The organism is Halosolutus amylolyticus, assembly GCF_023566055.1.
Lineage (GTDB): Archaea > Halobacteriota > Halobacteria > Halobacteriales > Natrialbaceae > Halosolutus > Halosolutus amylolyticus.
Genome location: NZ_JALIQP010000002.1, coordinates 183,783 through 210,227, shown reverse-complemented (window position 1 = coordinate 210,227; position 26,445 = coordinate 183,783). Strand labels below are relative to the sequence as shown.

Here is a 26,445-nt window from a genome sequence, read left to right as displayed (position 1 = left end):
ACTCGCTATGACCGACATCGCGATCACCGGCGCGTCCGGCCGGGTCGGGAGGGAAGCGATCGAGGCGCTGTCGGACGAGACCCTGACGCTCTTTTCGCACAGCGAGACCGAGGACCTGGAGACGACGACGATCGAAATCGCCGACAGGGACGCGTTCGTCGACGCGCTGGGGGACCAGGACGTCCTGATTCACCTCGCGGCCACTCCCGATCCGCGGGCCGAGTGGGACGCGGTGTCGGGGCCGAACGTCGACGGCGTCTACAACGCCTACGAGGCGGCCGCGGAACACGGCCTCGAGCGCGTCGTCTTCGCGAGTTCGAACCACGCGGTCAACATGGGGAACGCGGTCTCCTCGATCCGTCCGGAGTCGACGATCGGGTCGCCGGGTGTCGTGCGACCCGACGACCCGCCGGATCCGGACACCTACTACGGCGTGACGAAGGTCTTCGGCGAGGCGATGGGATCGTACTACGCGCACCGGACCGGCATGGACGTGGTCAACCTGCGAATCGGCTGGCTCCTCTCCCGGGACGAACTCCGCGAGGAGGTCGCGGACCGCGACGCCGCCGGGGAGCGCTACGCCCGCGCGATGTGGCTCAGTCCGGGCGACTGTCGGCGACTGATGCGGGCGGTCGCGACCCGATCGCTGTCGAAGACGCCGACGGTCGCCCACGGCATCTCCCGGAATTCCGAACGGTTCCTCTCGCTGACGGAGACGATGCTCGAATTCGACTATCACCCGCAGGACGACGCGGCAGCGGTGCTCGACGACGCGGACGACGGTCGGGACGGATTGTCGACGACGTGACGGAATTCGGAGACGCGTTCGTCGGGCGGTCGGGGCGGGAATCGATCGGCCCCGACAGTCGGTGCCGCGATCGGTTTCGGCCACCGTTTTCGAGACCGAAAGACGGAATATCGGAACGGTCCTACCCTTTCACATGTCAACCAAGGTGTCGGAGTCGACGGGCTACACCGAGAACTTCCAGATGTCCGCCTTCGGCTACATCATGGCGGCGCTTCTCGCCATCCTGTTGCTCCCGCTGCTCCCGGTGTTCGTGGTAGCGTGGCTCGTCTGGCGCGCGGTCCGATCGGACGAGGAGAACGAGGACAGCTTCGAGTCGTGGCGGAAAGGGGCCCAGCGGCCACCGAGCGGATCGTAACACGGGAGTTTCGACCGACGTTCGTCTTCTGTCCGTCTCTCAGTCGTCGGCACTCGCTGCCGCGAGCGCCGCCGGCGGACTGCCCGACAGTTCGTCCCGATCGTGGGGCGCGTCGAACGCGAGGTCGGGCCCCCGGGCGACGATCCCGTGCGGGTTGACCTCCGGGTGCGTCGTGTAGTAGTGGTCCTTGATGTGGTCCATCGACACCGTCCGGCCGATGCCGGGCGTCTGATAGAGATCGCGGAGATACGGCCAGAGGTTGTCGTACTCCCGAATATACTGGACGTTACACATGAAGTGGGTGTGATAGACGCTGTCGAACCGGACGAGCGTCGTGAACATCGCGATGTCGGCCTCCGTGAGCCGATCGCCCGCCAGGTAGCGGCGGTCCACAAGGACGTCGTCCCAGTGATCCAGCGCAGCGAACAGGTCGTCGATCGCCTCGTCGTAGGGGTCCTGTTCGGTCGCGAAGCCGGCCCGGTAGACGCCGTTGTTGATCGGTTCGTAGATGGCGTCGAGGATCCGGTCGATTTCGTCCCGGTAGCCCTCCGGATAGAGGTCGACGTCCCGCGTCGCGAGGGCGTCGAACTCGGTATCCAGCATCCGCATGATCTCCTTCGACTCGTTGTTGACGATCGTGTCCCGCTCCGTATCCCAGAGGACGGGTACGGTCACCCGGCAGGTGGCGTCGGGATCGGCCCGAACGTAGCGTTCCCGGAGGAAGTCGGCGTCGTGGACGTGATCGCGGGTACACCCCTCTTTCTCGGGGGTGAACTGCCAGCCGTCCTCGTCGCGATAGGGATCGACGATCGAGACGGAGATGGCGTCTTCGAGACCCTTCAGGGCGCGGGTGATCAGGGTCCGGTGGGCCCACGGGCAGGCAAGGGAGACGTAGAGGTGGTATCGGTCCGCTTCGGGCTGGAACTCCGCGTCGGAGTCGTCGCGGATCCAGTTTCGGAACGTCGTCTCCTGGCGCTCGAACGATCCATCGTCGCTGGTCGATTCGTACGCGTCGGTACGCCACTCGCCGTCGACGAGCATGTTCATGCCCCCAGGTACGAACTGGAGAAAAATATGCGCTCGCTAACACGCGTGTTACCGCCGTCGAGAGCCCCTCCGTGGCTATCGGCCCGCGTCGACAGGGAGAGCGACCCGTGGCTCCTGCCGAGAACGACACGCGCGCCGTCGGTAACACGCGTGATAGCTGGTAACTCTGGTATCAGATAACGTATATGTAGGTTCGAAAACGAACTAGGTAACGTCGTGATACCGAACACCGACACACCGAACACGCACCGATCTACGGACGACGCGGCCGGCACGGCGGGGTGGTCCTGATGGTCGTCGACGGCGGCGTCGGCGCGATCGCGTTCCTGCTCGCCAGGGTACTCTTCGGCGGACTCCTCGCCTTTCAGGGGTTCAACCACTTCACGAGCGCCGACGCGATGACCGGCTACGCGGAGGCGAACGGGCTCCCCGCGCCACGGCTTGGCGTCCTCGGCTCGGGTGCAGTCCTCGTCGCCGGCGGACTGGGGATCGCGCTCGGCGTCTTCCCGGCGATCGCAGCGGGCCTGCTCGCGGGATTCTTGCTCGTCGTCACGCCGATCATGCACGACTTCTGGGCGGCGCCGGAGGACCAGCGGCAGTCCGAGCAGACCGCCTTCATCAAGAACGTCGAACTGTTCGCCGGTGCGCTCGTCTTTCTCGTCCTCGCGCTCGGCGAACCGTGGGCGTACGCGGTGAACGTCGGACTGTAGATTACCCGGTTCGTAGAGACCTCGTTTCGTCCCGATCGGATCCGGGCGAGCACCCGAGATTCTGGCGCTTCCGGCGTCGCCGTCAGTACGCGTCTTCGAGGACGCCCTCGATCGCGTCCTGCGTCGGCTCCAGCCCGGTCGGCGCGTTCGCCACGAACGAGTCGGCCAGAATCGCCTCGGCAACCGACGGGAACTCCGCCGGTTCGGGGCCGTCGACGTCCCGGAGCCGCGTCGGCAGATCCAGCGCGTCGCGGACGTCCGCGACGGCCTCGACGATCGCCGCGGCGCGATCGTCCGCGTCACCGACGCCCAGCGCGTCCGCGAGTAGATCGCGCCGGCCGTCGACTTCCGCGAAGAGGTACCGGAGGACGTGCGGCGCGACGACGCCGTGGGCGGCCCCCTGCTGGACGTCGTACGATCGGGTCAGGCCGTGACCGAAGGCGTGAATTATCGAGAGCGTGGTCTCGCCGGGGCGGGCGATGCCGTACTGGACGAGCATCGTCCCCTCGAGAACCGGGTCGAGCACGTCCGCGGTCGGTCCCTCGTCGCCGAGTCGGCGGAGGCCGTCCCGGAGGAGTTCGAGGCCGCGCATCGCCGTCGCGTCCGTCACCGGCGTGGCGTTGCGGGCGTAGAGCGTCTCGATCCCCTTGTCGAACCCGTTCATCGCGGAAGCTGCGAGGATCGATTTCGGGGTGGTCGCGACGAGCGCGGGGTCGTAGACGATCGCGCTGGGCATCAGTCGCGGGTCACCGACGCCGCCGCTCGTCGGCGCGTCGACCAGTCCCGACTCCGGCGAAGCCGTCACGCCGGCCACGGTCGAGAGGTCGGCCCCCGCGAGCGTCGTCGGCACCGCCACGATCGGCGGCATCGATCCCGCCGGGACCGAGATCGTTCCGTGTTCCTCGAACTCTCGTCCGATCGCCGCGGGGTCGCGATCGGCTCCCGCGAGCACGCCCATGACTTTCGCGACGTCGAGGCTGCTCCCGCCGCCGAGGGCGACGAGGACGTCCGCGTCGTGCTTGCGCATCGCCTCGAGGCCGTCGAATGCCGTCGCGAGCCGTTTCGCGGGCGTCGTCTCCGCGAAGACGCCCGCCAGCCGATCGCCCAACCCCTCCGTGACCGGATCGATCACCTCGGGGGTGGTGCCGACCGTCGAGCCACAGACGACGAGCGCTCGCTCGAACCCCTGCCGCTCGAGTTCGTCCCCGAGGTCGGCGACCGACCCGAATCGCAGGACGCCGGGATCGTACTCGAACCGGAACTCGCCCGTTCGATCCATCTCACTCGCCTCCGGTCTCGACGGTCGGCCCGTCGAATTCGGGCAACTGGGCCTCGATGCGCTCGCGTTCGTCCTCGAGCCACTCCGGGAGGGCGAGCGAGGTGCCGAGTTCGTCGACGTCCTCGTCGACGGTGAAGCCGGGTCCGGTCGTCGTGACCTCGAAGAGCACGCCGCCGGGTTCCCGCGAGTAGATCGACCGGAAGTACGTGCGATCGATGACCTGCGTCACGTTCAGCCCGTACTCCTGGAACGCGTCGCGCCACCGCTCCTGCTCGTCGACGTCCGCGGCCGCGAACGCAACGTGGTGGACCGTGCCAACGCCCATCCGGCCGCGGTCCGCGTCGGTCTCGACGAGGTCGACGATCGATCCCGGGCCGCCCGCCGGCGTCCGGTACCGGCGGCGACCGTCGTCCTCGTCCTCGAGTTCGTAGCCGAGGAGATCCGTGAGCACGTCCGCGGTCGGGTCGAACGCGTCGACCGCGAGGGTCACGCTGTGAAAGCCGCGAAGCTGGTGGTCGGCGGGAACCGGGCTATCGGCCCACGGTTTCGCGTCGGCGGCCGCGGCGTCCTCGCTGGCGACCAGTTCGAGCCCGATCCCGTCCGGATCGTCGAACCCGAGCACCGGCTCGCCGAATCGCTCGGCGCGATCGACCTCGATCCCGGCGGACGCGAGTCGATCGGCCCAGTAGTCGACGGAGTCAGGGCGGATCAGGTAGGCCGTGTCCCGGGTCTGGCCGGCCCCGAACTGGCCCGGATGGCCGCGGTCGGACCACGGGAAGAACGTAACGTTCGTCCCCGGCGTCCCCTCCTCGTCGCCGAAGTAGAAGTGGTACGTACCGGTGTCGTCGTGGTTGACGGTTTTCTTGACGAACCGCAGGCCGAGCGTCCCGACGTAGAACTCCGCGTTGGCCTGTGGATCGCCGGCGATCGCCGTCACGTGGTGGAGACCGGGTGTCGTCGGTGCCATGGTGTCCCCAGGTAGGTCTCGGATACGGGTATCGTTTCGCGGACATCGGTGTTACCGGGCGGATCGCGAGTCGCGACGCTCTCGGCGTCCGCTCTCCGCGCGGACGCGAGACGAGTATCTCGCCCGGTTCGGTCCCGCCGATCGGGTCAGACGGATTGCTGTACCGATTTCCCGGCGCAACCGCCGCCCGGATCGCGGTTGCGCCGGAACTGACGTACAGTAAACCGTATCAGACGATCGTCCACGCCCAGTAACTCGCTCCGACCGCGAGCAGGACGACCCCCTCGAGCCGGGTCAGCCGCCGACCGGTCGCGAGGACGACCGCGGCGATTGCGGTGACGACCGCGAGCCACGCTAGCCCCGGCAGGACGGCCGCGTCGACCGACAGCGGCCGCACGAGCGCGGCGGCTCCGAGGGCGACGAGGAGGTTGAAGACGTTCGAGCCGACGACGTTTCCGGCCGCGATCCCGAGGTTCTCGTGGCGCGCCGCGACGATCGAGGTCACCAGTTCCGGCAGCGACGTCCCGCCGGCGACGATGGTGACGCCGACGGCCCACTCCGAGACGCCGAACGAGAGGGCAATCCCGGTCGCGCCGTCGACGAGCAGTCGACCGCCGACGAGAACCAGCACGAGCCCGAGCAGTAGTTTCACCCCGTCGGTGCCGTACGGATTCGGCCCGTCCGACCGACTCGACTCGGGAGCGCCATCGTCCGACTCGGTCGATCGGGTCGCAGTGTGCCAGATCCAGCCGAGATACGCCGCGAACAGCGCGAGCAACAGGCCGCCCTCGCGGCTGGAGACGGTCAGGTTCGCGAGGACGGCGATCCCGACGACGGTCGCGGCCGCCATCGCGACGGTGTCTCGTCGGACCAGCTTCTCCGTGACGCGAAACGGCCGCACGACCGCGACGACCCCGAGGGTGAACGCGAGGTTGAAGACGTTCGAGCCGACGACGTTTCCGGCCGCCACGTCCGCCCGCCCCTCGAGTGCCGCGCCGATCGAGACGACGAGTTCCGGCGCGGACGTTCCGAACGCCACGACGGTGAGTCCGACGACGAGCGCGGAGACGCCCGCCGTGCGCGCGAGCGTCGCCGCTGCCGTTACGAGCCAGCGGGCGCCGAGCCACAGCGCGAGCACCCCGCCCAGGACGAACGCGGCGTCGACGATCGAACTCATTCCTGCGACAGCCGGTTCGATGGGACGAGGCTAAAGCCTGCGGCTCCCACAGGAGGTCGACGTCGGCGGCTCACTCCTGCGGTGCCTTTTCTCTCGCCGCCCAGATGCCACACCAGTCGACCGACCGAATCATCCCTTCGACCTCGGTACACGCGCCGATCCCGTCGCCGTCCTTGTCGTCGATGTAGAACGTGCAGTTGCCACACAGCTGCCCGTCCTGTGGGCCACACTGGTAGGCGGCGTCCTCTTTCGACAGCAATTCGCTCTCGTCTTTCCGCTCGACGCCGTCGATACTCACCGCGTTCCGTTCGACCGCCGGGACGGAACCTTCCAGCTGGTCGAAACAATAGTCGTCCGGTCGATCGTCGTCGGTTTCGACGCCCTCGTCGTCGCTGAGACAACCCGCGAGCACGAGTACCGGGCTGGTCCCGGCGATGCGAAGGAATCGTCGACGCGGTTCCCGCGAGTCGTCGTCACTCATGCACCATGGTACGACCCAACACGCCAAAAATCCCGGGTGTGTAAGCTGAACGACGGAAATGGCGTTTTTCGATCGACCGGGGTTTCCGATCCCGGCAGGTGCATGGCGGTCGTTTATTCGATCGGGGCTGGTCAGTTTTGTGGTACACGATATCAATGATCGTACTCGACGCAACCGACAGTGGGGAAGTATCATGACGTCGAGCGAAGACGACTCGGGGGAGTCGTTCCACCCGCTCGGGGAGGCGTGGCAGGACGAACTCGAGGCGTCCCTCGAGGAGACCGAGTACGACACGGATCTCGGCCTGGAGATGGCCGAGGACGCGATGAAGGTCACGAAGGGTGAGCTGTCGGAAGCGGAGTTCCACGACCGCTATCACGAGGACGTACTGGCCGAATTCGGCGAAGACGAGCGCCCGATCGAGTCCGGTGGCGAGGGACGGGTCGAGCAGGCGCTCTCGCGGATCGGAGTCGACGAAGAGTCGCGTCGCGACGTGATGAAGAAGATGGGAGCCGGCGCCGGTGCGGTCGGGCTGGGGGCCTGGGGAACCGCGGAATCGGACGGCGAATCCGCAGTCGCGGCCACCCAGGAGGACGAAGAGGAAGGCGTCGAGTACGGAGACGGCGAGGGGACCCAGTGGGGCATGGCGCTCGATCTCGAACAGTGTGACGCCTGTCTCGCCTGCGTGGTCTCGTGTGCGGAAGAACACAACTGGGATCAGGGCGCGAACTGGATGTACGTGCTGGACTACGAGGACACCACGCCCGGCGGTCGAAACCGCCTCATTCGTCCCTGTCAGCACTGTACGGACGCACCGTGCGAGAAGGTTTGCCCGACGACCGCACGTCACACCCGGGATTCGGACGGACTCGTCCTGACCGACTACAACGTCTGCATCGGCTGTCGGTACTGTCAGGTCGCCTGTCCGTACGGGGTCAATTACTTCCAGTGGGACGAACCGGACGTGCCGGCCGAGGAACTCGAGGAAGATCACATGTTCGACGCGCGCGATCGGTGGGTCGGCAGTCGCGGCCCGCGGGGCGCCATGCAGAAGTGTACGTTCTGCGCCACGCGTCAGGACGGAAGCAAAGGCGAGGAGTTGATCGGACGCACCGCCTGCGAAGACGCCTGTCCCCCGGAAGCGATCCAGTTCGGCGACATGAACGATCCCGAGAGCGACCCGCGGCAGTATCTCGACGATCCCGCGCTGGCTCGCGTGCAGTCCATGAACTCACCCGACGAGGAGGTGCAGGAAGCGATCGACGTCGTCACGGGCGAAACGGAACCAGCCGAGGACGAAGACGGCGACGGGATGACCGAGCGCGAGGCTCGGGGAATCATCCAGGCCGAAGCCGGGTCCGGCGATTCGACGTTCAGGCTGCTCGAGGACATCGGCACCAATCCGAACGTCGTCTACGTCGGCAACGAACCCGGACCGGAAGCCGAGCAGGTCGAGAGTGAGATCTCCTACGCCGACGTCGGCCAGACCGACGATCGCAAGGACGTCCTCGACGAGGGAACGGTCGACCTCGGCTGGTTCGTCTGAGGGGATCCCCGCGCCGATCGACCCGGCGACCGGCGAAAAGCGGCCAGTTTTTACGGGGTCGGGGTAACCACTCCCGGTATGGCAGACGACGGGGATCGCCATCGACAGAGTCGGCTGTTCACCGACGAGGACGGGACCTTCGACGCCGATCGGGCGCGAGACGAGTCGCTCCCGGTCGAGGACGGCGAGGTCGTCGACACCGACGCCCTCGCGGACCACCAGCGGTACGTCGAGGGCCGGGGCATCTACGACGAGCGCAACCGGGTCAACGACCTCACGGGCAAAGAGTGGAAGTACGCGACGAAGTCCGTGATCGCCGAGGGCTACCCGCCGGACGTCCAGCACGACCTCCGGAGCGAGCACGGCGGCCAGAAGCCCCCGCGGCTCTGTGCCGACCTCATCGGCCGATTCAGCAAGGCCGGGGACACCGTCCTCGACCCCTTCGCGGGCGTCGGCGGCACCCTCCTGGGGGCGAGTTTCTGCGAGCACGAGGGGACGGGACTCCGGGAGGCGATCGGGTTCGAGCGCACGGAGCGCTGGGTCGAGATCTACGAGGACGTCGTCGAGCGGGAGAACGAGGAGCGTCGCGCCCGCGGGGAGTCACCCCTCGCCCCGCAAGACATGCGCCACGGCGACTGTGCCGACCTGATCGCGGACGTGCCCGACGACTCGATCGACCTCCTGCTCACGGACGTCCCCTACTGGCACATGGACGAACTCGAGCAGACGCGGAACGAACGGCGGACCCGCGAGAGCAAACTCGGGTCGTTCGACGGAGACGACGACGGCGACGGCGACGGTACCGGCCTCGATCACGACGCGGCCGACGAGGCGTCGACCGGGGCGACGAAAGCCGAGTGGCTCGCGGACATGGCGGCCAAGTTCGATCGGTTCACCGACGCGGTCGCCCCGGACGGCCACGTCGTGGTCTTCATCGGCGACATGTACCGCGACCAGTCCTACGAGTTCCTCTCGGCGGACCTCGCACGGGCGATCGAGTCGTCCGCGCCGCTTTCCCTCGCGGCGAACCTCGTCTGGTACGACCCGACCAAGGATCTCCACGTCTACGGCTACCCGTTCTCGTTCGTCCCCTCGATGGTCCACCAGAACGTGCTGGTGTTCCGACTCGAGGACCACGACGGCGACTGATACGGATTGCTGTAACTATTTACCGCCGATCACCAGGACGGGGTCGGCGATCGGCGGTAATTGACTACAGCAGTTCGTATGAGAACCGTTCGACGTGTGTGTTCTCTGACCTCTGTCATCCGATCGTCTGACGCAGTTTTAACTTACTGGCATAGCGAGTGGAAGATAGGCGCGCTGTCGGACCCTCTCATCCCCCCGTCCGCGCGCCTACCCCCAAACTGCTCCCATCCCCTTCCTCGCCCGTTTCGGTCCCCGGGGCCGCCCCGTTCGGGGCGACCCTGGCACCCGGACCGAAACGGGACAGTGGACCTCTCACCGGTCGTCGACGTCGATCGATAGTTACGCGCTCGCCGGCAACAGTGCCGATCGGACGGCCTCGGCTTCGTCCGTCTCGACGATGATGGCGACCTCGTCGCCGGCCGCGAGTTCCGTTCCGGGGAGCGGGATCGTCAGTGACTCGCGTGCGCGCCCGTGAGCGTAGATCCGCGCGGCTTCGGGCAGGTCGAGTTCGCTGATCCGCTTGCCGACGGCGGGCGACCCCTCGCGGATCTCGAGGACGGTCAACTGGAGGTTCGTCGCGAGGTCGGCGACGACGTTGAAGTCGCCGCCGAGCATAGCGGTCTTGGCACCGGCCGCGCCGAGCCGTTCCGGGTAGACGATCTCGTCGACGTCCTCGGCGTACTTCTGGTAGATGTCCTCGCGGTAGTCCTCGTCGATCCGGAGGACGGTTCGACAGCCGTGGTGGGTGCCGACCATGCAGGCCGCGAAGTTGGCGTTGAGATCCGGCGTGAACGCACCGATCGCGTCCGCGTCCTCGATCCCCGCGTCGACGAGGACCGACTCGTCGGCACCGTCGCCCTGGACCGTGTCGAACCCCGCCTCGCTGGCCCGCTCGATCCGGTCCGGGTCGTCGTCGACGACGACGACGTCGTGGCCCTCCTCGGTGAGAATGCGCGCCGTTCGCGAGCCGACCCGGCCGTATCCCACGATGACAAACCTCATGGTATCGTGGTACACGCTCCGGGGTCAAATACGTTCGTTCGGCCTCGGACCCCAGCGTGATACTCACACACTATCCACCCACGTGCATACTCGGGTTCGGATTGAGAGGAAAACACTTAACTGAGCGCTATCGGTATGCTTGACCATCCAATATGGGGGTCGCAGAGTACTTCGGATTCGACGAGTACGGGACCGATCTCGAGACAGAACTGCTCGCCGGCCTGACGACGTTCCTCGCGATGTCGTACGTCATCGTGGTCAACCCGGCGATCCTGAGCGAGGCGATCCAGATCGAGGGCTACTCCGGCCAGGAGGTGTTCCAGATGATCGCCGTGGCCACGATCCTCTCGTCGGTCGTGGCGATCCTGGTGATGGCGTTCTGGGCCAACCGGCCGTTCGGCCTCGCGCCGGGGATGGGGCTGAACGCCTTCTTCGCGTTCACCGTCGTCCTCGGTCTCGGCGTCCCCTGGGAGGTGGCGCTCGCGGCCGTCTTCGTCGAGGGTGTGATCTTCATCCTCCTGACGGCGATCGGCGCCCGGCGGTACGTCATCGAACTCTTCCCCGAACCGGTCAAGTTCGCCGTCGGGGCCGGTATCGGCGTCTTCCTGCTCTTCCTCGGCCTCCAGGAGATGGAGGTCGTCGTCACCGACGAGGCGACGATGGTGACGCTCGGCAACGTGGCGACCAGTTCGATCGCCGCGCTGTCGCTCGCCGGCCTCGCCCTGACGCTGGTGCTCTGGGCCCGCGGCGTCCGCGGGTCGATCGTCATCGGGATCGTCACGACCGCGCTCGCTGGCTGGATCCTGACGCTTGCCGGCGTGGTCGCGCCGGGCGTGCTCACGCCGGGGAACAGCTACGAACAGGTCACCCAGGACGGACTCACCGGGATGATCGCGAGCGTCCAGTACGACTTTACGCCGCTGATCGCCGGGTTCATCGACGGCCTCGGACAGATCACCGAGGACCCGCTCGTCTTCGTGCTCGTCGTGTTCACGTTCTTCTTCGTGGACTTCTTCGACACCGCGGGGACGCTCATCGGCGTCTCCCAGATCGCCGGCTTCCTCGACGAGGAGGGTGACCTCCCCGAGATCGAGAGGCCGCTGATGGCCGACGCGGTCGGCACCACGGTCGGCGCGATGATCGGGACGTCGACGGTCACCACCTACATCGAATCCTCGACCGGGGTCGAGGAGGGCGGCCGCACCGGCTTCACCGCACTCGTCGTCGGCGTGCTGTTCGCGCTGTCGTTGCTGATCGTCCCGCTGATGGCCGCGATTCCGCAGTACGCGACCTACATCGCGCTCGTCGTCGTCGGGATCATCATGCTCCAGGGCGTCGCTGACATCGACTGGAGCGACCCCGCGTGGGCGATCTCCAGCGGCCTGACGATCACCGTCATGCCCCTGACCACCTCGATCGCGAACGGCCTCGCCGCCGGGATCATGAGCTATCCGCTGATCAAGGCGTCGATGGGCGAAGCCAAGGACGTCTCGCTCGGCCAGTGGGTGCTGGCGATCGCCTTCGTGGTCTACTTCGCGGCCTACTTCGCGGCCACGGCCGGCATGCTCGCCTTCTAGATCGAGTCGCGCCGTCCCCGTCTCAGGTACCGGCAACGGGACGGCCGATCGGTGGCCTCATAGGGCTTCCGTGGCAACGATCGATCATGGCCGACATCACCTTCTACGAACTGCCTGGGTGCCCGTTCTGCGCGAAAGTCCGCACCAAACTCGAGGAACTGGACCTCGAGTACGACACGATCGAGGTCCCGCGATCGCACGCCGAACGGACCGAGGTCGAAACCGTCAGCGGCCAGACCGGCGTCCCGGTCATCACCGACGAGGCAAACGGCGTCGAGGGGATGGCCGAGAGCGACGACATCGTCGAGTACCTGGAAGAGACCTACGCCTGATACGGATTGCTGTACCGACGTACCGGCCCAACCGCCGCCCGGATCGCGGTTGCGGTGGAACTGACGTACAGTAAACCGTATGAGAACGGACTCGGAAGAGACGGGGCGCTAACGTCTCACGTCACCAGAAACCGGTCGGGTCGCCGATCAGGCCGCTTCTTCGCGTTCGGACCGCTCCCGGATGACGTCCCGGAGGTCGTCCGCGTCGCGCAGGTCCTCGAGTTCGTTGCGTTCGACGAGCGCCGTGCCGTCGACTGACTCCTGTTTGGCCCGATCGACCACGTAGACCGATCGGGTCCGGGTGACGCGACCGATCGAACTCATGATGCGGGCGCGTTTCTCGGCGGCCTTCGTGAACTTCGAGTGGCCGGTGAGGACGACGTCGCTGTCGTCCTCGTCCTCGCTGACGGCCTTGAACGGCGATCGGACCGTTGGGTGGACCTGGTAGCCGGCCCGCGTGAGGACGGCGACGACCTGTTCGTCGTCGGGGTCGGCCTGTGGGTCGTCGGGCGTCGACTCGGGTTCGTGGACGTCGTCGGCCCCCTCGAGGACGTCGACGGGGCTCGTCAGTTCCGAGTCGAACATCTCTTCTAGGGCCATCGCGACCTCGACGGAGGCGTTCATGCCGTCCTCGTACTTGGAGACGGTTCGTCTGGAGACGCCGAGTTCGTTCGCGAGTTGGCCGAGACTCCAGTCCCTGTCCTCGCGTTCGTCGGCCAGCAGGTCACCGTCGATGTTGACGTAGAGGCCACCGGGTGCGGCGTAGATCAGCGGCGGCACGTCCTCGATGAACAGGTTGTACGCGGTGTCGGGACTGAACACCGGGACGCCGTGACGGAAGTAGACGACGTCCGGTTTGAGATCCTCGTCGCGACTCCGGAGTCCGATCACGAGCGGCGTCGCGTGGAGGTAGTTCCCCAGTCGACGCATCTCGTGGCCGGTCGCCTCGGTGAACGCGTCGATGTTGCCGAGGATCTTGACCAGCAACAGGTCCTCACCGCGCCGTGCTGCGATGTCGAAACTCTTCGGTCGGATCGCACACCGGTCGCTGACCACGAATCCCGCGTCTGCTAACATCGCGGTCACGTTGCCGACCAGTGCGGAGCGGGACATACGGGGATGTAAGCTATTCCTCGTATAAGAAGGTTACCCTGCTCAGACCGTGGTGCTGGCACGCGATTCCACGATCGTTCCGGCACCATTCTTATATATCGGTTCATGATTCTTCACGCCGCCGATACGGTTTACTGTACGTCATTTCCGGCGCAACCGCCGCCCGGATCGCGGTTGCGCCGGTACATCGGTACAGCAATCCGTAGACACCGTCCCGAAAGGCGTTACTCCGCCGGGTTCCAACCACCGCCGATGACCGTCGTCGGGATCGACGATACGGACTCCCGTGAGCGGGGAATGTGTACGACCTACGTCGCGACGCAGGTCGCAGAGCGACTGCGCCGCGAGGGAGGGAACACGGACGGCGATGCGGTCTCCCGACTGCTCCTCGTTCGACTCAATCCCGCCGTCGAGTACAAAACGCGGGGCAACGCCGCGCTCGCCGTCCACACCGACTGCGATCCCGATCGGGCGTTCGAACTCGCCCGCGATCGGCTCGCCGCGCTGGCGGAGACGGCGGACGGGCGGACGAACCCGGGCCTCGTCGTGGCCGACGGGAGCCCCGACGCGGTGCCCGACGACGTGCGCGAGTTTACGTGGCGGGCGATCCGAGACCAGCTTTCGATCCCGGACGCGACGGCCCTGATCGATCGCCACGGCTATCGATCGTGGGGTGCCGGAAACGGGCGCGGCCGCGTCGGCGCGCTGGCGGCCGTCGGAAGCTGGGCCGCCCTCGACGAGTGGACCCACGAGTACATCTCCTACCGCGAGCCCGATCGGTGGGGTACCGAGCGCGAGGTCGACCGCGAGAGCGCCTTCGCCGCGGCGGAGTGGGGCTATCCCGACGTCTGGGACACCGTCGATCGCGGCGAGGACGAGACGGTCTGCGTGCCACACACGCCGGGGCCGATCCTCCACGGGATTCGCGGCGACGACCCCGATACCGTGCGCGCCGTCGCCGATCGGATCGAGGGCGAACCCGTCCGCGCGAGCCAGCTTTTCGTCACGAACCAGGGGACCGACGCCCACCTGCGGGACGCGACCCTCGACGTAGTCGCAAACGGCCACGCCTATCGCGTCGACGGACGCGTCGCGAGCGACCCCGAGACGCGCCGCGGCGGGCACGTGTTCTTCGAGCTGGCGGATGGACGACCCGACGCGCGTTCCACCGACGACGATGGCGGGACCGACCCGCGCCTCAAGTGCGCCGCGTTCGAGCCGACGAAGCGCTTCCGCGATCGGGTCCGGTCGCTCCGGGTCGGCGACCGTCTCACGGTCTGCGGAGAGGTCTCCCGGGGAACGCTGAAACTGGAGAAGTTCGCGGTTCGGGACCTCGTCACGACCGGGCGCGCGACACCGACCTGCCCGGAGTGCGATCGGACGATGGAGAGCGCCGGTCGGAACCAGGGGTACCGGTGTCGGGACTGCGGGACCCGCGCCGCCGGGAAAGCGACGGTCGCGATCGATCGGGACCTCGAGCGCGGCTGGTACGAGGTCCCGCCGTGTGCGCGCCGACACATCGCGAAACCCCTCGTTCGCGGCGGGTTCGACGCGCCGACGCATCCGGAACGGTAGGACGTCGTCCCGGTCGTCGTCGTTCGCGTACCCCCGCGATCGACCGCGGATGAGGGTGCACGAGAGGGCTGCCCGTCGATTTCCGGTCGGGAAGACTGCGTCTCGATCCGGCGCGGGGTACCGCGAGTCCCTGCTCGCGATCGTGTCCGTACTGTCCGGTGGCAGTACCGTGGTGACTCGAAATCGACACCGATTACTGCTCTTCAGGCCGGCGGTGCCGCAGTGACCCGCCACACGAGCAGACACGAGATTCGCCCTCCCGGACCCGTTTGCCGCACTCGAAGCACTCGTACAGGCCGGGTTCGGACCGCTGTTCACTTGGTCGCATATCTCCCGGCGATGGACGTCGACTATTTGAATACCTCCCTAATATCCCTAGAATACGTCCTCATTTTCACTCACGAATGGCCGACTGTCACGACATTCGAAACACTCTACCGGGAGTAGGCTGGACGAAAGCGGCAATCAGTCACCTATCGTTTCGAGACGCGTCCATCGTCCAGTCGGTGGAGCCGTCACCGCCACCGGTTCCGCCCGTTTTCACCCGAAGCGATCGCCGATCAGAGGCGGGACGTCGGCGTGCGATTCTCGAAAGGGTTTTTCGGCCCGACCGGTTGGATACAGTCAAATGGGGCTTGAGGAGGAGATCGAGGAGATCGAAGACGAAATCGCCAACACGCCCTACAACAAGTCGACGGAGGCCCACATCGGCCGGCTGAAGTCGAAGCTCGCGGAGAAGAAAGAGAAGCTCGAAACCCAGCAGTCGGGCTCCGGCGGTGGCGGCGGGTACTCCGTGGAGAAACACGGCGACGCGACCGTCGCGCTCGTCGGGTTCCCGAGCGTCGGCAAGTCGTCGCTGCTCAACTCGCTGACGAACGCCGAGAGCGAGACGGGGTCCTACGAGTTCACGACGCTCGACGTCAACCCCGGGATGTTGAACCATCGCGGGGCCAACATCCAGATGCTGGACGTTCCCGGGCTGATCGAGGGCGCGGCCTCGGGCAAGGGCGACGGCCAGCAGGTGCTGGCGGTCGTCCGGAACGCCGACCTGATCGTCTTCGTTCTCTCGGTGTTCGAGATCGACCAGTACGATCGCCTGCAGGAGGAACTGTACGACATCAACATCCGCGTCGACCAGGAGCCCCCGCGGGTCACCGTTCGCCCGAAAATCAAAGACGGCATCAAGGTCACCTCGAGCACCGACCAGGACCTGGACGAGGACACGATCAAGGAGGTCCTCCGCGATCAGGGCTACGTCAACGCCGATCTGAACCTCCAGGAGAACGTGACCATCGATCGGCTGGTCGACGGCCTGATGGAGAACCGCGAGTACATCCCCTCGATCACCTGCGTGAACAAGGTCGACCTGATCGATCCCGACTACAAGGAAACGGTCGACGAGCAGTTGCGAGAACGGGACCTCGACCCCGAGGAGGTGACCTTCATCAGCGCGGAGGCGGAGAAGGGCCTCGACGTCCTCAAGGATCGGATCTGGGAGAACCTCGGCCTCATCCGCGTCTACATGGACAAACCCGGCCGCGGCGTCGACTGGGAGGAACCCCTCGTCGTCGAGGCGGGAACCACCGTCGGCGAGGCGATCGAGAAACTCGGCGGCGAGATGGAAGAACGGTTCCGGTTCGCCCGGGTCACGGGACCGAGCGCCACCCACGACCAGCAACAGGTCGGCAAGGATCACGTCCTCGAGGACGAGGACGTGCTCAAACTGATCCTGCGGCGATAGGTCGACCGTCGATCGCGCTCGCGTGGCCTCCGGGTCCGACGAATAATCGTCGAAACCAGTGGATACGATACGTGAATATCACGGACAATAATATTATCTGTCCGTCCGGTGTGTAGTGCGGTATGGCCGAGTACGGAGCTCTCTCGCTCGTGCCGCCGCTGCTGGCGATCGCGCTCGCGATCTGGACGCGCCGGCCGATCCTGTCGCTGTTCGTCGGGATCTGGTCGGGCGGTGTCATCGCGACCGGCAGTATCGGCATCGGGAAGACGTTCGACTGGATCGCCGAATCGATGGCCGACGTGTTCCACGCCCAGATCCTCATCTTCACGCTCCTGCTGGGATCGGGCGTCGCGCTCATCTGGCGCCTCGGCGGGGCGGCCGCCGTCCGCAACTGGGCGACGACGCGACTCGAGACACAGCGCAACGCCGGCGTGGCGACGTGGATCCTGGGCATCCTCCTGTTTTTCGACGACTACGCCAACACGGCCATCGTCGGGAGTACGATGCGCGAGATTACCGACCAGATGCGCATCTCCCGGGAGAAACTCTCCTACATCGTCGACTCGACGGCCGCGCCCGTGGCGACGATCGCCCTCTCGAGCTGGGTCGCGTTCCAGCTGTCGATGATCGACGAGGGATACACCGCGCTCGTCGAGAGCGAGGACTACGACGTCGCCGCGGCCGACACGCCCGGGATCTTCGAGACGTTCGTCGGCTCGATCCCGTTCAACACCTACTCGCTGCTCGCGATCGTCATGGTGGGGGTCATCGTCCTGTCGCGGCGGGACTTCGGCGAGATGCTGGACGCCGAACACCGCGCGTGGCAGACGGGGAACGTGACCCGCGACGACGCGCAGCCGCTCCAGGAGGTCGAGAAGGACCTGGGGGCGCCGATCGAGGACCGGCCGATGCTCCGGACGTTCTTCGTTCCGATCGTCGTCCTGATCGCGGTCACGCTGGCCGGCGCGTTCTGGACCGGCTACGAGTCGTGGCTCGGCGAGCAGGCCGACGCGGGAGCGACGACGTCGATCGGGACGGCCATGGGCGAGGACGGCGTCGTGCAGGTGCTGGTGGACGTCGTCGGCGCCGGCGACTTCGCGGCCGCGCTCGTCTGGGGCTCGTTCGCGATGGTCGCGACGCTGATCGCGATCGGGCTGGCTTACAGCCTCTTCGATCTCGGCGACGGCGTCGAGACGGTGCTCGACGGGTTCAGCCTCATGCTGACCGCGGTGACGATCCTGGTGCTGGCCTGGTCGATCAGCGCGGTCGCCGAGGAACTCGGCACGGGGGCCTACGTCGCCGGCGCGGCGGAGGGCGTCGTCTCGCCGGCCGTCCTCCCGATCGTCGTCCTGCTCGTCTCCGCGTTCGTCGCGTTCACCATGGGCTCCTCGTGGGCGACGATGGGGATCGTGACGCCGATCGCGATCCGCGTCGCCTACGAACTGACCGGGACGTTCGACCTCATGCCGGTGATGGTCGGTGCGGTGTTCTCGGGGGCGATCTTCGGCGACCACACGTCGCCGATCTCGGACACCTCCGTGCTCTCCTCGACGTTCACCGGGGCCGATCTCATCGATCACATCCGCACGCAGCTGTACTACGCCGGCACCGTCCTGTCCGTCGTGATCGTCTGCTACGCGCTCTACGGCTTCCTCTCCGTGCCGCCCGTCGTCTTCCTCCCGCTGGGCGTCGTCCTGCTCGTCGGCCTCGTCTACGGCCTCTCGGAGTTCGACGCCCGCCGCAAGGGCGTCTCCCCCAGGGCCTCTTCGATCGAGGCGGAGTTCGCCGGCCGCGGGGCGGAAACGGAGCCCGGCTCCCCCTCCGAAGAGGTCGACTAGACCGCCGGCTCCGCCACGTTTTTGCCCCGCGCAGGAGAGGTTCCGGGTATGGACGGAACGCTCGATCACACGATGATCCGCGTCGCGGATCTGGAGGAGTCGCTCGACTGGTACGGGACTCACCTCGAGTACGAGGAGAAAGACCGCCACGAGGGCGACGGCTTTACGATCGTCTACCTCGGCCCCGAGGACATGCACGAGGACGGCGCGATGCTCGAGATCACCCACAACGAGGGCGAGGAACCCGAAGTGGGCGACGCCTGGGGGCACGTTGCGGTCCGCGTTCCCGAGGGGGAACTCGAGGACTACTACCAGCAGCTCATGGACGAGGGCGTCGAGGACTACCGCGACCCCGAGTCCTGCGGCGGCCGCTACGCGTTCGTCAAGGATCCCGACGGCCACGAGATCGAGATCGTCCAGCGCGACCCCGACGAGGGCGCGCTCTGGTCGCTCGATCACACGATGATCCGGGTCGAGGACGCCGACGAGGCGCTGGGCTTCTGGACCCGGAAGTTCGAGTACGACGAGGTCGGCCGCTGGGAGGCCGACACCTTCGCGAACTACTTCGTCGAACCCCGCGACGCCGCGCCCGAGGAGATGTCGCTCGAACTCACCTACAACTACGACGGCCGGAGCTACGACGCGGGCGACGCCTGGGGCCACCTCTGCGTCCGCGTCGACGACCTCGAAGACGACTGGGACCAGCTCGTCGAGCGCGAGGCCCCGGACTACCGCGATCCCGAGAGCAACGACAACATGTACGCGTTCACGACGGACCAGGACGGCCACGAGATCGAACTGCTCGAACGCGATCCGGACGCCGACTCGCTGTTCCCGTTCTGATCGGCGCGTCGAAAATCCCTCCACAAGGTCTCGTCTCCGATCGCGCCGTCTACCGGTAGGTCGCGCCGTCTACTGTCACCGCTCGCGTCATCTACCCGTGCCGATCGCGTCCGCACCCGAGAACCAGAGGGGGCAGCTACGGCTCTTCGGAGAGCACGTCTTCGGTCCAGGTCGCCGAGACGGTCACCCGATCGCCCTCGACGTCGTGTGAGACCTCCTCGGCGGAGGCACCGAGTTCGTCCTCGATCGTGGCTTCCGCGTCGTCGTCCAGCTCCTCGAAGACGGCCGCGAGACGGCCGGTCGACTCCGACTCGCCCTCGATCGTGAGCGACGCGACGACCCCGACGGCGTCGTCGAGTTCCTCGAGTTCGTCGGCCTCGTCGGGATCGACGTCCATCTCGTCTTGCGTCTCGTTGCCCTCGTCGTCCTCGAGATCGCCGTAGCCGCCGAACGCGACGTGACCGTGGCCGGCCGTCTCGAGCAGCCACGCGAAGTCGTCGTTCTCGTCGGCGGCCCGCGTGCCGTCTCCGGAAGCGGCCTCGATCGGGCCACGGATCTTCTCGATCGCCTCGGCGTCGTCGGAGCCAGCGGTAAAGACGATCGCGTCGTCGCTGACGGCGATCGCGTCGTCCTGTTCCATGCCGAACGAGGTGTCGTCCTCGTCGGCTCCGGCGGGTTCGTAGACGCTGAACCCGCTGATCTCCTCGGTCTGTTCGTACTCCGTTTTGAATCCCCACTCGCTCTCGGGCGGTTCGGTCAGCGTCTCGTCGATCTCGTCGGTGTCGACGTCGCCGGCCAGGACGAACGCGTCGTTGACCATGAGGAAGACGTCGACGTCCGTTTCGAAGTCGGAGGCGTCGGCGGTCTCGCCGGTTCCGAACTCGGTTTCGTCGTCGGTCTCCTCCTCGTCGTCGGTCTCGTCGGCCGGGGTGAGGATTCCGGACAGGCCGGTGCCCATGAGCCCGAAGCCGCCCCCGAGGGCGACGAGCAGGATGCTCACGGACGGCAGTGCGAGCATCGGGTCGTCGTACCCGAAGTCGTCCAGGTCTCCGTCGCCGTCCCCCTCGTCGCCGAAGGACTCGTTCAGGTCCGGTTCGGACTCGAGGTCGTCGAACTCCGAGAGCGCCTTCCAGTCCACGTACGCGTAGAACGTTCCGTCGGCGTCGTCGTCCCACGACACCCACTGGGCGTAGGCCGGCGTCCCGGAGCCGTCGTCGTCACCGAGTCCGACCGTGTCGAGACAGCCGGCCATCCCGCCCATCGTCGCCACTGCACTCGCGCCAGCGAGTTCGAGGAGGTTCCGCCGATCGAGTTTCATGTCCGCAAGGTTTGAAAGGTCACGCGCATAGTCGTATCGGTTTCCGTGATCGTCGCCGCACCGATGGCACTCGCCGGGTGCCTACCGCCTCCGTGGTCCGTTCGCGATCGGGGACCGACCTCCGTCTCGTCGTCCCAGATCGCCGAGACGGAGACCCGATCGCGGTCGACGGTCCGATCGCGGCAGGTCCGCGCCGATCGGTAATTTGCGGTTACTGCGTGTCAATATTCACGATCATGTAAGACTACTATCGGGCGCGTGTGCATACACTCACGATGGAATATAAGTCCGACAGGTGGTGAAAAACTGCGATTTGGTCGGCGATCGGGCTCCCGTCGTGCGGTAATACTGCATTGCGTACTATAGAGAATCCAACCTGTGAACAGAAAGCTTATTACGGGCTTGGATAATGTTCCTGATACCCCTACCCGGTGCGGGCTAACCATCACGTCGGCAGTCTCGGTGGTTGGCTCGCTCTCCAGGAGAATCGCGCGCCAAGTAATCAGACAATACACACGATACATGACAAACGAAACAAATTATCGCGAAAAGGGACGTGCAGTGTTCCTGGCCGCACTTATGGTTCTGTCCGTGTTCGCCATGTCCGCAGCGTTTGCGGGCGGGGCGGCCGCGGCCGGTGACCAATCGAAGGTAAACGATGGAGAGCAGGTCATCAATGATGATGGCCGGATCTTCCAGGGACAGACCGGTGTTATTGACAATACTTCGACGGGCGCTACCGTCGATGTCAGTGGCGATATCGTCGAACTCGAAGACGAGGACGGCAACTGGCTCCGTGACCTTGACGTCAAAGAGTACGACAACGGAGACCAGTACATCGCGATCGATACCTCGGAACTCGAGACGGGCACGTACAACGTCACCGAGGTCGCTGACAGTGGCAAATTCACCTTCGATGTCCGTACCCACGGCGTCGAAGCTGACTTCGCTGACGAAACGGTGAACAACATCGTGGGCACCGATTCGTCCGTAACCTCGTTCGACATCAGTTCCGAACGCTCTGGCATCCACACAAACGTGAGCGCTGACGGACTCGATGCCGACGACCTCATGAAGATCTTCGCCGACGGTAACACCACTGATGATGGACTATCCGCCGCGGAGCTCCAGGACGATCACAGCATCCTGTTCGTTGACGAGGACAACGACGAAATCGTCCTCGAGGGTCGCCAGAGCTTCGAGGCGAACTTCAGCACCATCGAGGCGGGCACGTACAACTTCACGGCGTCCGTCAGCGACACGACCGCTGAAGACACCGCCGAGATCGAAGTCATCGACGACGAGATTACTGCTCAGTTCGCCGAGTCGACGTTCGTCGAACAGCGCAGTAACATCGCCGAAGTCACCGTCGAACTCGATAACACGGACAAAGCGTACGTCCAGATCGGTGACGAAGTCGAAGCCAACTACGAAATTAACCTGAGTGTGACCGACGTCGACGAAGACGGCGAAGTCACCCTGTACGTCGACACGACGAACGTCCACAAACTCGCATCCGGTGACACCAGCATCAATAATGAAGAAGTTACCGCTGCTGGCGACGACACTGTCAGTCTCCAATCGGTTACGACTGGCGACCTCAACAACCCGCTTGCCGCCGGTGACTACGAACTGTCGATCGCGCTCGACGCCCAGTTCAACGACGAGCGGGACACTGCATACCTGACGCTTAACCCCCGTGAAGCGCTCGCTGAGGACGCCGTTGCGACGCACACGGCACCTGATAGCGTCAGTGACCTCGAAGACTTCGAGGATACCACCGTCACCGAGACGGACCAGATCGCGAACGATGACGAACTGCTCGTCACCGTCGACACCGAGAGTCTCCATGCATACTTCGACGGCGAGACCGACCTCGATTCGCTTGAGGATGTCTATCTCGAGATCGAAGAGCAGGACTCTTCGCTGAACGCTGACCCGCTGGTGTGGACCACCAACAGCACCGACGTTGGTGCTACTGCTGACGAAGACATCGGCGCTCACGTCTCGATCGTTGACGCTAACCAGTCCGAAGGTCAGGTCATCCTCAAGGTTGACTACGACTCCTTCGGTGACAGCCTCGAAGAGGGTCAGAGCTACGACGTCCGCTTCAACGTCGACGCGACTAACGACTTCGCCACCGACGACGAAGAGGGCGAGACTGCGACGACCGCATTCGATCTCGAAAAGCCGTACGTCGAGTGGGATGACAGCGCTGCAGAAGCCCCGGCTACGGCTGAATCCGAACTGACGGGTGAGACCAACATCGCACCCGGCTCGGAGATCGACACCCGCGCTCGTTCGACGGGTAACTTCGTGATGCCCGCAACCGTTGAAGTCGATGGCGACCGCCACTTCGCGGCCCAGTTCGACTTCAGTGAATACAGTGCCGGCACCGAGTTCGAACTCTCGGCCACCGGTCCGCACGGCACCAGTGACTCGGTCGACTCCGTCCTCGTCGAGGGCGAGCCCTCGGACGATGGTGGAGTCAGCGTCAGCGCTGACGCACCTTCCTCGGTCAAGGTCGATGCGGACGCCTCGCTCGACGTGACCGTCACGAACGACGGTGACGAAGAGGCGACGACCAACTTCACGGTCGAGATCAACGGTGAGGAAGTCGACAGTGACGAACTCACGCTCGCCGCTGGCGACTCCGTCGACAAGTCCTACGACTTCGACACCAGCGAAGCAGGCGACATCAGCTGGTCGGTCTCCACCGACGACGATGACGCCTCCGGCACGCTGACCGTTGAAGAAGAGGGCGAGAACGGCGACGAGAAGAACGGCGACGAGAACGGCGACGAGAAGAACGGCGACGAGAACGGCGACGAGAACGGCGACGAAGAGAAGAACGGCGACGAGAACGGTGACGAGAACGGCGACGAGTCGGACGACACGCCCGGCTTCGGTGCCGCTGTCGCCGCCGTCGCACTCCTCGCAGCCGCGATGCTGGCACTCCGCCGCCAGAACTAACGTAGCCTAACTACCGGATTCACTCCGGTTCTTGCGGCACATTCTTTTTATTGAGCGCTACACCGCGTAGCGATAGCACTGTTCTCCGCGCTGTTCTTGCGGATTACTGGCCGTAGACGGTCTTCATCCGACGAATCGCTGACACGGAAGTGATTTTGTGTCGGTACTGATCGCCATACGTCACGATTCCTACGCTGGCAGGCAATTTTCGCACCCGCCGCCACCAGAAAGCCCCACTCGATCGATCGACCGCGACCACGATAAACAGAAGGTTTATTTATCGTTACAGATTTGTTCTGATAGATCCTCGCGATCGTCGCGGGGAGGGGAGCGTATGGGCTGGTCGGGTCGCGGTGCGACCTGGCGTCGAGTACCAGCCACATACCATGATTCGAAATCGACTGGACGCAGACACTCACCGCCCGATCGTCGTGACGTTCATCGTGTTCGGGGCGGTTCTCGCCGGGAGCGTCGCGTTCGCCGGCGCGGCGAGCGCGGAGTACGGGTCCCCGGCGACGGAAGACGCATCGTTCGACGACGGAGCGGCGCTCGCGGAGGCCGACCCGATCTGGCTCGGCCAGACGGTCGTCGTCGAGACCTACGGGAGCGACGCACAGATTCACGAGGGGTTCGACGACGACGGCGAGGTCGTCGCCACCGTTTTCGCGGGGGATCACGAGGCCGCCCCGGACGGCGTCGTCTTCGAGACGGCCGACCTGGAGACGGGCCGGGCGTACACGATCGTCCCGCAGAACGAGAGCGCGCCCGGCGCCGCGGAGGCGACGTTCCGGTTCGAACGCGAGGATCTCGACGCCGCGTTCGAGACCGACGTCGTGACCCGGGAGGCGGAATCCGTCGCGCTGACGTTCGAATCCGATCGCGACGCGCAGAACGTCGAGGTCACGGCGGACGGGCTCTCCGCTGGCGACCTGGCGGACGTATTTTCGAGCCACGCCGCGACCGACGACGAGGAAGGATCCCTGACGCTCGGGTCGGTGGGCGGTGACGACACGCTCGCGCTCGACCCGTCCGACGTCGACCCCGGCACGTACGCGTTCGAGTTCGCCGTCACCGATACGAACGCGACGGCGACGGCCACGATCGAGGTCGTCGACGAGGACCCGGAGCGGGCGTTCGCCGACGCACCGGTCGCCGGCGAACGCGGGTCGATCGTCGAGGTGCCGATCGAACTCGAGTACGTCGACGAGGGGGCGGTCCGGCTGGGCGACAGAGAAACGGTCGGCTTCGAGTCGATCGTCGAGTTTGACGTCGAGGGCGATCGCGACGAGATCACGCTCCTGTTGAACACCCACGTGGCCGGCAGCGAGCCGCAGGCCCAGTACGACGAGGACGGCTGGGGCGTCGTCGAGGGCGACGTCGAGATCGACGCCGAGACGGTCTATCCCGACGACCCCTTCGAGACGCCGATCGAGGCCGGCGACTACCCGCTGGTGCTCGGCGACCGCCGGGCGGGCGAGGGGATCGGGACGGTCGAGGATCGATCGTCGCTGTCGATCGATCGGCGAACGCCGCCCGGGACGTTCTCGGTGTACACCGCGCCGGCCGAGGACGAGGTCGTGGGTCTCGAGAGTCTCCAGGCGGCGACGATCACGGACGCGGACGAGGGGCGGATCGCCCGCCACGATCACCTCCTCGTGCGGGTCGATGACTTTGGGGCCGGCGGTGCCGTCGACCTGGTCAGCAGGCTCGCCGAGGGGATCGGCGAACGGGGCGAGAGCGACGGGACGGACGTCAGCCCCCTCATCGCGAGTGAGGGAATCTATCTCGAAGTCGTCGAGTTAGAACCCGGGCCGAACGAGGAGGCGACCGTCTGGAACTCGAGCGACGACCTCGCGGTCCGTGCCGCGAACGTCGAGCACTACCGGGGCGACCTCGTCGGCGCGATCGAGTACGACGACCTCGACCTCTCTCCGTTCGAATCCTACGAGGTCCGGTTCAAAGTGACCCCCGAGAGCAGCTACATCGACGATCCCGATCTCGAACTCGAGCAGACGGCCGAATTCGAGTTCGTCGAGCGGGATCTCGAGTGGAGTGAGGGGGCCGAAACCCTCGGGACCACCGCCGGGGCGAGTCCTCGCGCCTGGACGAATGTCGCACCGGGGACGACGATCGAGACGTCGCTGCGGACCCACGACGGGTTCGACACGGCGGCCGCCACGGTCGAGTCGCGGGACGACGGCTACCGGTACGTCGAACCGACGTACGACCTCGGCGACCAGTCCCCCGGGGCCGAGTACGAACTCACCGCGACGGACGCCGTCTACACGGACCTCGAGGCGACACTCGTGGGTGACGTCGTCGAGGCCGCACCTGCGGAAGGCGACGAACCGACCGAGGACGGCGGCTCCGACGGGAGCGACGACGGGACCGGTGGGGGCGACGGGGCGGACGAGACCGATAATGACACCGGTGGAACCGACGCCGACGAGAACGGGACGGCGTCCGACGCGATCGACGACGCCGTCGAATCCGGCGAGGACGGAAGCGGCGACGACGCGACGTCCGGCTTCGGGCCTGCCGTCGCCGTCGGTTCGTTGCTCGCGGCCACCATCGCGGTCCTGCGTCGACGGCCCGATCGGTGACGAGGCTGTAG

At 65.9% G+C, this 26,445-nt stretch carries 22 protein-coding genes; 13 read left to right on the top strand and 9 right to left on the bottom strand.

Annotated features, from left to right (window positions below; all coding sequences use genetic code 11):
- Positions 1–7 precede the first annotated feature (7 nt).
- Together MUN73_RS07415 and MUN73_RS07410 are read left to right on the top strand one after the other, a co-directional pair.
- Positions 8–808 (top strand): NAD-dependent epimerase/dehydratase family protein, encoded by an 801-nt coding sequence (locus tag MUN73_RS07415; protein WP_250139820.1) that lies wholly within the window; start codon positions 8–10, stop codon positions 806–808.
- A 133-nt stretch (positions 809–941) separates the two neighbouring features.
- Complete coding sequence (locus tag MUN73_RS07410) at positions 942–1,163, top strand: DUF7535 family protein (protein WP_250139819.1); 222 nt, start codon at positions 942–944, stop codon at positions 1,161–1,163.
- A gap of 39 nt (positions 1,164–1,202) precedes the next feature.
- Here the strand turns inward: MUN73_RS07410 and MUN73_RS07405 are convergent, their stop codons facing one another.
- Entirely contained in the window at positions 1,203–2,210 is a 1,008-nt protein-coding gene (locus MUN73_RS07405) for a glutathione S-transferase family protein (RefSeq protein ID WP_250139818.1), read from the bottom strand.
- 290 nt (positions 2,211–2,500) lie between these two features.
- Here MUN73_RS07405 and MUN73_RS07400 point away from each other — a divergent pair, with 290 nt between their 5' ends.
- Complete coding sequence (locus MUN73_RS07400) at positions 2,501–2,920, top strand: DoxX family protein (RefSeq protein ID WP_250139817.1); 420 nt, start codon at positions 2,501–2,503, stop codon at positions 2,918–2,920.
- An 82-nt stretch (positions 2,921–3,002) separates the two neighbouring features.
- Here MUN73_RS07400 and MUN73_RS07395 read toward each other — a convergent pair whose 3' ends face one another.
- The 4 genes from MUN73_RS07395 to MUN73_RS07380 form a co-directional block, all read right to left on the bottom strand.
- Positions 3,003–4,199 carry an iron-containing alcohol dehydrogenase family protein gene (locus tag MUN73_RS07395; RefSeq protein WP_250139816.1) on the bottom strand — a complete coding sequence of 399 codons (1,197 nt, stop codon included), beginning with the start codon at positions 4,197–4,199 and terminating at the stop codon, positions 3,003–3,005.
- A 1-nt stretch (position 4,200) separates the two neighbouring features.
- Positions 4,201–5,166, bottom strand: coding sequence for a ring-cleaving dioxygenase (locus tag MUN73_RS07390; RefSeq protein WP_250139815.1), 966 nt, complete (start codon positions 5,164–5,166; stop codon positions 4,201–4,203).
- A gap of 229 nt (positions 5,167–5,395) precedes the next feature.
- A complete protein-coding gene (locus tag MUN73_RS07385) occupies positions 5,396–6,343 on the bottom strand; it encodes a calcium/sodium antiporter (RefSeq protein WP_250139814.1) in 948 nt (315 codons plus the stop codon).
- A gap of 70 nt (positions 6,344–6,413) precedes the next feature.
- On the bottom strand, positions 6,414–6,824 hold the full coding sequence (locus tag MUN73_RS07380) for a high-potential iron-sulfur protein (RefSeq protein WP_250139813.1): 411 nt from the start codon (positions 6,822–6,824) through the stop codon (positions 6,414–6,416).
- Between the two features lie 193 nt (positions 6,825–7,017).
- Between MUN73_RS07380 and MUN73_RS07375 the strand changes: the two genes are divergently transcribed.
- Complete coding sequence (locus MUN73_RS07375) at positions 7,018–8,370, top strand: 4Fe-4S ferredoxin N-terminal domain-containing protein (RefSeq protein ID WP_250139812.1); 1,353 nt, start codon at positions 7,018–7,020, stop codon at positions 8,368–8,370.
- Between the two features lie 78 nt (positions 8,371–8,448).
- Positions 8,449–9,519: a DNA methyltransferase gene (locus MUN73_RS07370; RefSeq protein WP_250139811.1), complete on the top strand. Its 1,071-nt coding sequence runs from the start codon at positions 8,449–8,451 to the stop codon at positions 9,517–9,519.
- 339 nt (positions 9,520–9,858) lie between these two features.
- Here MUN73_RS07370 and MUN73_RS07365 read toward each other — a convergent pair whose 3' ends face one another.
- Entirely contained in the window at positions 9,859–10,521 is a 663-nt protein-coding gene (locus MUN73_RS07365) for a potassium channel family protein (RefSeq protein WP_250139810.1), read from the bottom strand.
- A gap of 152 nt (positions 10,522–10,673) precedes the next feature.
- Between MUN73_RS07365 and MUN73_RS07360 the strand changes: the two genes are divergently transcribed.
- Both MUN73_RS07360 and MUN73_RS07355 read left to right on the top strand, forming a co-directional pair.
- Positions 10,674–12,098: an NCS2 family permease gene (locus MUN73_RS07360; RefSeq protein WP_250139809.1), complete on the top strand. Its 1,425-nt coding sequence runs from the start codon at positions 10,674–10,676 to the stop codon at positions 12,096–12,098.
- Positions 12,099–12,184: 86 nt separating this feature from the next.
- Positions 12,185–12,430: a glutathione S-transferase N-terminal domain-containing protein gene (locus MUN73_RS07355; RefSeq protein ID WP_250139808.1), complete on the top strand. Its 246-nt coding sequence runs from the start codon at positions 12,185–12,187 to the stop codon at positions 12,428–12,430.
- Positions 12,431–12,577: 147 nt separating this feature from the next.
- Here the strand turns inward: MUN73_RS07355 and MUN73_RS07350 are convergent, their stop codons facing one another.
- Positions 12,578–13,543 (bottom strand): transcriptional regulator, encoded by a 966-nt coding sequence (locus tag MUN73_RS07350; protein ID WP_250139807.1) that lies wholly within the window; start codon positions 13,541–13,543, stop codon positions 12,578–12,580.
- 252 nt (positions 13,544–13,795) lie between these two features.
- On the opposite strand from MUN73_RS07350, the gene MUN73_RS07345 reads away from it, so the two are divergent.
- A complete protein-coding gene (locus MUN73_RS07345) occupies positions 13,796–15,118 on the top strand; it encodes a tRNA(Ile)(2)-agmatinylcytidine synthase (RefSeq protein ID WP_250139806.1) in 1,323 nt (440 codons plus the stop codon).
- Positions 15,119–15,311: 193 nt separating this feature from the next.
- On the opposite strand, the gene MUN73_RS22770 is transcribed toward MUN73_RS07345, so the two are convergent.
- Entirely contained in the window at positions 15,312–15,446 is a 135-nt protein-coding gene (locus MUN73_RS22770; RefSeq protein ID WP_382182381.1) for a rubrerythrin-like domain-containing protein, read from the bottom strand.
- Between the two features lie 300 nt (positions 15,447–15,746).
- Between MUN73_RS22770 and MUN73_RS07340 the strand changes: the two genes are divergently transcribed.
- From MUN73_RS07340 to MUN73_RS07330, 3 genes are all read left to right on the top strand, one after another.
- Positions 15,747–16,859: an OBG GTPase family GTP-binding protein gene (locus MUN73_RS07340; RefSeq protein WP_250139805.1), complete on the top strand. Its 1,113-nt coding sequence runs from the start codon at positions 15,747–15,749 to the stop codon at positions 16,857–16,859.
- Between the two features lie 122 nt (positions 16,860–16,981).
- Positions 16,982–18,697: a Na+/H+ antiporter NhaC family protein gene (locus MUN73_RS07335; protein ID WP_250139804.1), complete on the top strand. Its 1,716-nt coding sequence runs from the start codon at positions 16,982–16,984 to the stop codon at positions 18,695–18,697.
- Positions 18,698–18,745: 48 nt separating this feature from the next.
- Positions 18,746–19,540, top strand: a complete 795-nt coding sequence (locus MUN73_RS07330; protein WP_250139803.1) for a VOC family protein — start codon at positions 18,746–18,748, stop codon at positions 19,538–19,540.
- A 136-nt stretch (positions 19,541–19,676) separates the two neighbouring features.
- Here MUN73_RS07330 and MUN73_RS07325 read toward each other — a convergent pair whose 3' ends face one another.
- Positions 19,677–20,858: a hypothetical protein gene (locus MUN73_RS07325; protein ID WP_250139802.1), complete on the bottom strand. Its 1,182-nt coding sequence runs from the start codon at positions 20,856–20,858 to the stop codon at positions 19,677–19,679.
- Positions 20,859–21,380: 522 nt separating this feature from the next.
- On the opposite strand from MUN73_RS07325, the gene MUN73_RS07320 reads away from it, so the two are divergent.
- Both MUN73_RS07320 and MUN73_RS07315 read left to right on the top strand, forming a co-directional pair.
- Positions 21,381–23,831, top strand: a complete 2,451-nt coding sequence (locus MUN73_RS07320; protein ID WP_265339160.1) for a BGTF surface domain-containing protein — start codon at positions 21,381–21,383, stop codon at positions 23,829–23,831.
- 386 nt (positions 23,832–24,217) lie between these two features.
- Positions 24,218–26,434, top strand: a complete 2,217-nt coding sequence (locus MUN73_RS07315; RefSeq protein WP_250139800.1) for a DUF7827 domain-containing protein — start codon at positions 24,218–24,220, stop codon at positions 26,432–26,434.
- The last annotated feature ends 11 nt before the right edge of the window (positions 26,435–26,445 follow it).

Bases quoted from the DNA above. Each gene is read 5' to 3' on its own strand.
- MUN73_RS07350 (WP_250139807.1), bottom strand. From the start codon at position 13,543: ATGTCCCGCTCCGCACTGGTCGGCAACGTGACCGCGATGTTAGCAGAC.
- MUN73_RS07410 (WP_250139819.1), top strand. From the start codon at position 942: ATGTCAACCAAGGTGTCGGAGTCGACGGGCTACACCGAGAACTTCCAG.
- MUN73_RS07330 (WP_250139803.1), top strand. From the start codon at position 18,746: ATGGACGGAACGCTCGATCACACGATGATCCGCGTCGCGGATCTGGAG.
- MUN73_RS07345 (WP_250139806.1), top strand. From the start codon at position 13,796: ATGACCGTCGTCGGGATCGACGATACGGACTCCCGTGAGCGGGGAATG.
- MUN73_RS07370 (WP_250139811.1), top strand. From the start codon at position 8,449: ATGGCAGACGACGGGGATCGCCATCGACAGAGTCGGCTGTTCACCGAC.
- MUN73_RS07375 (WP_250139812.1), top strand. From the start codon at position 7,018: ATGACGTCGAGCGAAGACGACTCGGGGGAGTCGTTCCACCCGCTCGGG.
- MUN73_RS07320 (WP_265339160.1), top strand. From the start codon at position 21,381: ATGACAAACGAAACAAATTATCGCGAAAAGGGACGTGCAGTGTTCCTG.
- MUN73_RS07395 (WP_250139816.1), bottom strand. From the start codon at position 4,199: ATGGATCGAACGGGCGAGTTCCGGTTCGAGTACGATCCCGGCGTCCTG.
- MUN73_RS07405 (WP_250139818.1), bottom strand. From the start codon at position 2,210: ATGAACATGCTCGTCGACGGCGAGTGGCGTACCGACGCGTACGAATCG.
- MUN73_RS07335 (WP_250139804.1), top strand. From the start codon at position 16,982: ATGGCCGAGTACGGAGCTCTCTCGCTCGTGCCGCCGCTGCTGGCGATC.
- MUN73_RS07315 (WP_250139800.1), top strand. From the start codon at position 24,218: ATGATTCGAAATCGACTGGACGCAGACACTCACCGCCCGATCGTCGTG.
- MUN73_RS22770 (WP_382182381.1), bottom strand. From the start codon at position 15,446: ATGCGACCAAGTGAACAGCGGTCCGAACCCGGCCTGTACGAGTGCTTC.
- MUN73_RS07415 (WP_250139820.1), top strand. From the start codon at position 8: ATGACCGACATCGCGATCACCGGCGCGTCCGGCCGGGTCGGGAGGGAA.
- MUN73_RS07385 (WP_250139814.1), bottom strand. From the start codon at position 6,343: ATGAGTTCGATCGTCGACGCCGCGTTCGTCCTGGGCGGGGTGCTCGCG.
- MUN73_RS07390 (WP_250139815.1), bottom strand. From the start codon at position 5,166: ATGGCACCGACGACACCCGGTCTCCACCACGTGACGGCGATCGCCGGC.
- MUN73_RS07365 (WP_250139810.1), bottom strand. From the start codon at position 10,521: ATGAGGTTTGTCATCGTGGGATACGGCCGGGTCGGCTCGCGAACGGCG.
- MUN73_RS07380 (WP_250139813.1), bottom strand. From the start codon at position 6,824: ATGAGTGACGACGACTCGCGGGAACCGCGTCGACGATTCCTTCGCATC.
- MUN73_RS07355 (WP_250139808.1), top strand. From the start codon at position 12,185: ATGGCCGACATCACCTTCTACGAACTGCCTGGGTGCCCGTTCTGCGCG.
- MUN73_RS07325 (WP_250139802.1), bottom strand. From the start codon at position 20,858: ATGAAACTCGATCGGCGGAACCTCCTCGAACTCGCTGGCGCGAGTGCA.
- MUN73_RS07360 (WP_250139809.1), top strand. From the start codon at position 10,674: ATGGGGGTCGCAGAGTACTTCGGATTCGACGAGTACGGGACCGATCTC.
- MUN73_RS07340 (WP_250139805.1), top strand. From the start codon at position 15,747: ATGGGGCTTGAGGAGGAGATCGAGGAGATCGAAGACGAAATCGCCAAC.
- MUN73_RS07400 (WP_250139817.1), top strand. From the start codon at position 2,501: ATGGTCGTCGACGGCGGCGTCGGCGCGATCGCGTTCCTGCTCGCCAGG.